At 73.4% G+C, this 7,154-nt stretch carries 7 protein-coding genes; 3 read left to right on the top strand and 4 right to left on the bottom strand.

Annotated elements, in window-relative coordinates; genetic code table 11:
• Positions 1-175: 175 nt before the first annotated feature.
• Positions 176-793 (bottom strand): DJ-1/PfpI family protein, encoded by a 618-nt coding sequence (locus ACFXA3_RS29910; protein WP_385191699.1) that lies wholly within the window; start codon positions 791-793, stop codon positions 176-178.
• A gap of 253 nt (positions 794-1,046) precedes the next feature.
• Here ACFXA3_RS29910 and ACFXA3_RS29905 point away from each other — a divergent pair, with 253 nt between their 5' ends.
• Positions 1,047-2,495: a DHA2 family efflux MFS transporter permease subunit gene (locus ACFXA3_RS29905; protein ID WP_385191698.1), complete on the top strand. Its 1,449-nt coding sequence runs from the start codon at positions 1,047-1,049 to the stop codon at positions 2,493-2,495.
• Here the strand turns inward: ACFXA3_RS29905 and ACFXA3_RS29900 are convergent.
• Entirely contained in the window at positions 2,492-2,974 is a 483-nt protein-coding gene (locus tag ACFXA3_RS29900) for a MarR family winged helix-turn-helix transcriptional regulator (RefSeq protein ID WP_385191701.1), read from the bottom strand. The two genes, ACFXA3_RS29905 and ACFXA3_RS29900, sit on opposite strands and share 4 nt — an antisense overlap.
• Positions 2,975-3,170: 196 nt before the next feature.
• On the opposite strand from ACFXA3_RS29900, the gene ACFXA3_RS29895 reads away from it, so the two are divergent.
• Positions 3,171-4,076: an aminoglycoside phosphotransferase family protein gene (locus tag ACFXA3_RS29895; protein ID WP_385191697.1), complete on the top strand. Its 906-nt coding sequence runs from the start codon at positions 3,171-3,173 to the stop codon at positions 4,074-4,076.
• 126 nt (positions 4,077-4,202) lie between these two features.
• On the opposite strand, the gene ACFXA3_RS29890 is transcribed toward ACFXA3_RS29895, so the two are convergent.
• Both ACFXA3_RS29890 and ACFXA3_RS29885 read right to left on the bottom strand, forming a co-directional pair.
• Positions 4,203-5,093: a sigma-70 family RNA polymerase sigma factor gene (locus tag ACFXA3_RS29890; RefSeq protein WP_385191695.1), complete on the bottom strand. Its 891-nt coding sequence runs from the start codon at positions 5,091-5,093 to the stop codon at positions 4,203-4,205.
• 54 nt (positions 5,094-5,147) lie between these two features.
• Positions 5,148-6,233 (bottom strand): alpha/beta fold hydrolase, encoded by a 1,086-nt coding sequence (locus tag ACFXA3_RS29885; protein WP_385191694.1) that lies wholly within the window; start codon positions 6,231-6,233, stop codon positions 5,148-5,150.
• A gap of 112 nt (positions 6,234-6,345) precedes the next feature.
• Here ACFXA3_RS29885 and ACFXA3_RS29880 point away from each other — a divergent pair, with 112 nt between their 5' ends.
• Positions 6,346-7,071, top strand: a complete 726-nt coding sequence (locus ACFXA3_RS29880) for a TetR/AcrR family transcriptional regulator (RefSeq protein WP_385191692.1) — start codon at positions 6,346-6,348, stop codon at positions 7,069-7,071.
• The last annotated feature ends 83 nt before the right edge of the window (positions 7,072-7,154 follow it).

Raw genomic sequence — 7,154 nt, 5'->3', positions numbered from 1 at the left:
ATACGCGACAGCCCCCTCGTCTCCGAAGCCGTCACGGACGCGGCCCGGCACGCGCCGGGCACTCACATCCGCGTGGTGATCGACGTCGAGGCGGGCGCCGGCAGGCTGCCGTGCGCCCTGCGCGACGAAGCCCCCCTTCCGCCTGGACGCCCGCCCGCCTCCCGCCCGAGTCCCCTCAGCGCAGGACGGGCTCCCCCGTACGCACGCCGCCCACCGCCCGCATGGTGCGCTCGACCGTCTCCCGCTGCTCGCCGACCGGCGCCGCGTAGCCGATCGCGCCGCGCGCGGCGTCCTCGCCGAGCGTGCGGGTGATCACCCAGGCGGCGAGGTACTGCGAGGCCAGGCAGCCGCCCGCGGTGGCGATGTTGCCCTCGGCATGGAACGGGGCGTCCAGGACGGTGACGCCGCAAGCCTCGACGTACGGCCGGCTCGTCAGGTCCGCGCACGCCGGCATGCCGGCGAGCAGCCCGAGCCGGGCGAGGACCAGCGCCCCGGAGCACTGCGAACCGATCAGCTGACGCGCCGGGTCCAGGGGCAGCCGGGAGAGCAGTCGGTCGTCGGCGACCACGTCGCGCGTCTTCACACCGCTGCCGATCAGCACGACGTCGGCTTCGGGGATGAACTCCATCGGGCGCTGGCCGGTCACCTCCACGCCGTTCATCGAGGTGACCACGGGTGTCGGTGTGGTGATGAAGGCTTCGAGCCCGTCCTTGCGACACCGGTTGACCAGCGCCGAGGCGATGAAGCTGTCGAGCTCGTTGAACCCGTCGAAGGTGACCACGGCTACCTGCATCAAAACTCCCTGCCCATGACGTGCGGATGGCATGCGGTGGCATGCGGACGGCCAGCCTGTCAGGCGGGGCGGGTCCGGGCACGGGCCAATCCGCGACCTCTGGCATCGGGCGCCCCTGAGTACGGGTCGGAATCGCACCTCAACCCATCTGTTTTGATGCATCACTCTTGATGCATCAAAACGGATGGGTTAATTTCGTGCCGTGGCCTCCGGAGGATGCCGGGGCACGGACGAAGGGACGGAGGGGCGGGACATGCGCAAGTGGGCCGGCAATCCCTGGGCGGTACTGGTGACCGTGTCACTGGGGTTCTTCATGACACTGCTGGATCTGACCATCGTGAACATCGCCGTCCCGGCGATGATCGACGCCCTGGGGGCCACGCTGGACCAGACCCTGTGGGTGGTCAGCGGGTACGCCCTGGTGCTCGCCGTACTGCTGATCACCGCGGGACGGCTCGGGGACCTGTGGGGGCCGCGCCGGCTCTTCGCCGCCGGCGTGGTGGTGTTCACGCTCGCCAGCGTGGCGTGCGGGCTCGCGCCGGGTGCCGGACCGCTGATCGCGGCCCGCGGGCTGCAGGGCCTGGGTGCGGCGCTGCTGGCGCCCCAGACGATGGCGCTGATCGTCTCGGTCTTCCCCGCGCAGCGGCGCGGCACCGCCATGGGCATCTGGGGGATGGTCGCCGGACTAGCCACGCTGTCGGGACCCACCCTGGGCGGCGTCCTCGTGTCGACCGTCGGCTGGCGGTGGATCTTCCTGGTGAACGTGCCGATCGGCGTGGCCGCGCTGGTGCTGACGTACCTGGTGGTGCCCGACGTGCGCAGCGGGCGCGGCAGCCGCAGGTTCGACCTGGTGGGGGTGCTGCTCGCGACCGGCGCGCTGTTCTGCCTGGCGTTCGGCCTCCAGGAGGGCGAGCGGTACGACTGGGGCGTGGGGGTCCGGGCACTGCTGACGGCCGGTGTCGCGCTGGTCGCGGGGTTCCTCGTACACCAGCGCGGACGGCAGGACCGTGAGCCGCTGGTGCCGTTCGCACTGTTCCGGGACCGGAACTTCACCGTGCTGACCGTGCTCGTGGGGCTGGTGTCGATGGCGATGATCGCACTGGTGCTGCCGTTCAACCTGTACCTGCAGTCCGTACTGCACATGAGCGCGCTGAAGGCCGGTCTGGTGCTCGCGCCGTCGTCGCTCGTGTCGATGGTCACCGGCCCCTTCGCGGGGCGGCTGTCGGACCGGATCGGCGGCAAGTACCTGCTGGTCGCCGGGCTTTCACTGTATGCGGCGGGGATGGTCGCGATCGTGCTGACCGCGGGCCCCGCGACGCCCTGGTACCTGTTCGTCCCGGCGACGGCGGTGACCGGCCTGGGCGTCGGGTGCGTGGTGGCGCCGATGTCCACGGAGGCGATGCGCAACGTGGAGCCGCGGCTGGCCGGGGCGGCCTCGGGCGTGAACAACACGGTCCGTCAGATCGGGTCGGTCATCGGGGCGGCCTCGGTCGGGGCGCTGCTCCAGGGACGGCTGGCGGTGGAGCTCGCCTCGGGCACGGCGTACGCGGGCGCCTTCGTCGCCGCCCTGCACGTGACGGCGGTGCTGCCGGTCGCCGCGCTGGGGGTCGGGGTGCTGCTGTGCCTGCTGGTACGCAACCACACGAAGCGGGGGCCGGCGCCGGTGCGCGGTACGGCGACGCCGGCGGCCTCCGGCGTCTAGTGCGCGACGGAGGGACCCGCGTCCAAGGCGTCGGACGTGCCCGAGGCGTCGGAGGCGTCCGAGGCGTCCACGGTCAGGCGGGCCAGCATCTCGGGCGAGAGGCGCCGCGCGAGCGCCTCCAAGAGGGCGACGACCTCGGCCAGTTCGGCGGGGTCGTTCGTGCCGAGCGCAGTCGACAGGGCGCCGTCGATCGGGGCGGCGGCCACCTCCGCCCGCCGGTCGGAGAGCTCGGGGTTCTGCCGGACGAGGGTGCGCCGCCGGTCGCGCGGGTCGGTGGCGGTGACCACGGAGCCGGTCTCGCGCAGCCGGGCCACGCAGGCGGACACCGCGCTCTGCGGCAGGCCGGAACGGACGGCGATCTCGCCGACGGTGGTGTCGGGGTGGGCGTACACGTCGAGCATCACGACCAGGACCGACCGCGTGCTCGTCGCGCGCTTGCCGACGCCACCGGTCGGGATGGCCTCTTCGCCGATCTTCATCAGCGTCCGGCCCAGCAGGAAGAGCTGAACTCCGTTCATGCGCCCGACCGTACATCACGATGGATGCATCCGATCTGATGCGATCCCCCCTCCCCCGAGACCCGGCCCGTCCGGGAAACCCGGCCGGGAAACCCTGGGCGGGGCCCTCCGGAAACCCTTGGCGGGGCCGGGTGAGCGGCGGGTACGGTTCCTGTCCATGGCCGGTACGAAGATGCACGCAGACGAGGTGGACATCGACGGGTCGCTCGTCGAGCGGCTGGTCGCGGCGCAGTTCCCGCAGTGGGCGGGGCTGCCCGTACGGAAGGTGCGCTCGGCCGGTACGGACCACGCGATGTACCGGCTCGGCGAGGACATGTCCGTACGGCTGCCGCGGATGCCCGGCGCCGCCGACCAGGTCGACCTCGAACAGCGGTGGCTCCCCCACCTCGCCCCGCACCTGCCGCTGGCCGTGCCGGTGCCACTGGGGCGGGGAGTCCCGGGCGAGGGCTACCCCTTCGCCTGGTCGGTGTACCGGTGGCTCGACGGGGCGAACCTGTTCGACGAGCCCGTCACCGCACTGCACGACGCCGCGGCGGGGCTGGGCCGCTTCGTCGCCGCACTGCGCGGCATCGATGCCGCCGGCGCGCCGCGGTCGTTCCGGGGCGGGCCGGTCGGGACGGCCGACGCCGGGGTCCGCGCCGCGATCCGGGACCTGGGCGCGGACGGCACCCACGACGCAGGCGCCGCGACCGCGGCGTGGGAGGCGGCGCTGGGGGCACCGCAGTGGGACGGCCCGCCCGTCTGGCTGCACGGCGACCTCCTGCCCGGGAACCTGCTGGCCCGGCAGGGCCGCCTGAGCGCCGTCATCGACTTCGGCGGCGTGGGCGTCGGCGACCCCGCCTGCGACACGATGGCGGCCTGGACCCTGCTGTCCGCCGGCACCCGCGAGGTGTTCCGCGAGGCGGCGGGCGTGGACGACGCCACCTGGGCGCGGGGCCGCGGCTGGGCCCTGCGCTTCGGCCTCACGGCCGAGCACTACTACCGCGGCGGCCGCAACCCGGTCCTGGCCCGGGTCGGTCACCGCGCGGCGGCCGAGGCCATCGCCGACCACCACGCGTCCTGACGCCGGGTCCGGCCCCGGCCCGCCCTCAGGCGGCGGCCGGGGGCCGGGGACGGCCGGGGACCCGGCCGCGGGTGCGGCCGCGGGTGCGGCCGCGGGTGCGGCCGCGGGTGCGGCCGCCGCGGCAGGTCATGCGCCGAAGTCCGCGAGGCCGAGGGCGCGGAGGCGGTCCTGGTCGACGATGACGTCGATCGCGGCGATCCTTCCGGACGTGACCGTGAAGGCCATGAGGGACAGGGGGCCGTCGGGGGACACGACCACGACTCCGGCCGCGCCGTTGATGAGCGCCGGCCGGACGAACGGGGCCAGGCTGCTGTACATGACGGCCTGGGAGGCCACCGTCTCGGCGCCCCGCAGGACGACCGACTGGCGGGCGCTGCCGGCGAATCCGTCGGAACGCAGGATGACATCGGGGTCGAGCACGGCGACGAGGGCTTCGAAGCGGCCGTCGCGGGAGGCCTCGAAGAAGGCGTCGACGACCTTGCGCTGGAGGGTGAGATCGGGGTCGGGGACCGGGGCCTGGCCCTGGACCCGGCGGCGGGCGCGGCTCGCGAGCTGGCGGGTGGCGGCCGGGGTCTTGTCGATCATCGGGGCGATCTCGTCGAAGGGCACGGCGAACATGTCGTGCAGGACGAACGCGAGCCGCTCGGCGGGCTGGAGGGATTCCAGGACCACCAGCAGGGCCAGGCCGACGGAGTCGGCCAGCATCACCTCGTGCTCGGGGTCGATCACCTCGCCGCGCGAGACGACCGGGTCGGGCATGCGCGTCTCCAGCGGCTCCTCGCGGCGGATCTCGCGCGAGCGCAGCATGTTGAGGCAGATGCGGGCGACGACGGTGGTCAGCCAGCCGGCCAGGTTCTCGATCTCGTCGGCGTCGGTGCGCTCCAGGCGCAGCCAGGTTTCCTGGACGGCGTCCTCGGCCTCGCTGAACGAGCCGAGCATCCGGTAGGCGACCGCACGCAGGCGGGGCCGCTCCGCTTCGAAGCGGTCCATCGGCCGAGAACGTACGTCCACCGTCATGTTCCTTTCGTACGGCACCGGTTCGCCGACACGATTGTCGTACAAGTGTGCCGCTCAGGCCGCACCCACCCCTGCCGCCGCGACCACCACCGGCCGGACCCGGGTCAGCATCAGGTCCAGGAACCGCTCCGGGTGGCGGAACGACGCGAAGTGGCTCGCGTCCTCGATCAGCGCGAACCCCTTGACCGGGGCCTCGACCTCGTCGAAGAACGCCCGGGCGCGCCCGGCCGGGGTGATGACGTCCCGGTCGCCCTGGAAGACGAAGAACGGCAGCTCGAAGCGGGTGCCGTCGGCCCGGTCGTCGAACGCGGCCAGGGCGGGGGTGAACTGCGCGGAGAACTTCATGCCGGCGAAGTACTGCCCCAGCTCGCGCAGCGAGTGCAGCGGGGAGAACCACAGCGAGCCCAGCACGACCTTCTTGAGGGTGTCCAGCGTCAGCGGGTCGGAGGCCACGGTCAGCTTGTCGTACGCGGCCCGCTGGTCCGCGGTCAGGCCGTGCGGGTCGCGGCCCATCTCCTCGACGGCGGCGGCGTCCTTGGTCCTGCCGGCCGCGCGCAGCCGGGCCAGCAGCGCCTCGTGGACGGAGGTGTCGCGGCCGGCGTCCAGGACGTTCTGGTCGGTGCCCACGTAGGCGGAGTACAGCTCGGGGTGGCTGCGGGCCAGCCGCAGGCCGAAGACGCTGCCGAGCGAGCTCGCCACCAGGACGACCCGGTCGACGCCGAGCCGCTCGCGCGCATGGCGGGTGACGTCGAGGGCGTCCTCGTACAGCCGGCCGAAGCTCAGCTCGCCCTGGCCCTGTGGTCCGGAGCGGCCGAAGGTCTTGCCGGCGCCGCGCATGTCCCAGCGCACGATCGTGAAGTGCTCCTCCCACGACCGGGTGCGCGCGGCGAAGATCGAGTGGGAGGCGCCGGGGCCGCCGTGGATCTCGACCACCACCGGGTTGGCCCTGTCCTCGCCGCGGATCGAGATCCACTGCTCGATGCCGCCGATCCGGACGAACCCCTGCTCGTCGATGCCGTTCGGGGCGTCGATGCGCAGCAGCCGGGCGTTGCCGGCGCGACGCAGGGCGCGGTGTCCCAGCAGACCCGTGACGGGCGTGGCGAGGAGGGCGGCGGACGAGGCGAGGACGGTGGCGAGCATGAGGAACCCCCAGAAACTGTGTATGTGATAAACGATTCTGTTTATGTTATAGACAGTTCTAGGGCGTGCCGTCAACCGGTCGGGCGCGCGGTGAGGTGAGGAGCGGGGCCGCATGGCCAGGAACAGGGACGAGAAGCGCGATCCGGCGGTCAGCCTGGCGCTGCTGTGGGGCGAACAGGAGCAGCCCCGGCGCGGCCCGAAGCCCTCGCTCAGCGTGGAGCGCATCGTGGACGGCGCGCTCGCCGTCGCCGACGGGGAGGGGCTGGACGCGCTGTCCATGCAGAGCGTCGCCGCACGCCTGGGCGTGACCACCATGGCGCTGTACCGCTACGTCCCCGGCAAGGCGGAGCTGCTGGACCTGATGGTGGACGCCGCCTTCGGCCCGGCTCCCGACACCGCCGCCGTGCCGGGGGGCTGGCGGCCGCAGCTGGCGGCGTGGGCGCGTGCGTGCTGGGAGCAGTACCGGCGCCGGCCGTGGATGGTGGCCGCGACCGGAATGCGCCGGCAGCTCATGGGGCCCCGTCAGCTGGCCTGGCTCGACTCGGCGTTGGCGGCGCTGTCCGGCACGGGACTCCCGTACGCACAACAGCACGCGGCGTTCCTGCTGGTCATCGGACACGTCCGGGGGCTGGCGCAGCAACTCGTCGACGACGACGAGGAGGGCCGCCGGGAGTGGGACCGGCTCACGGCGGACGTGTGGGAGCGGCACGGCGACCGGTTCCCCGCACTCACCGCGGCCATCGCGGGCGGGGCCTTCACCCCGCGCGCGGACGATCCGCTCGACTTCGGGCTGGAGCGCATCCTCGACGGCGTCGCCGCGCTGGTCGAACGGGGGTGATCCACGGCAGGCCCGGGGCCGGGGGAACCCCGGGCGTGCAGTGGCCTCCAGGGGGCGGGGGGTGGCCCGCCGGGCGGCGTACG

This window comes from Streptomyces sp. NPDC059456, from assembly GCF_042750055.1.
Lineage (GTDB): Bacteria > Actinomycetota > Actinomycetes > Streptomycetales > Streptomycetaceae > Streptomyces.
Note: the sequence above shows the minus strand (reverse complement) of the source record. Positions and strands in the feature narration are given on the sequence as shown.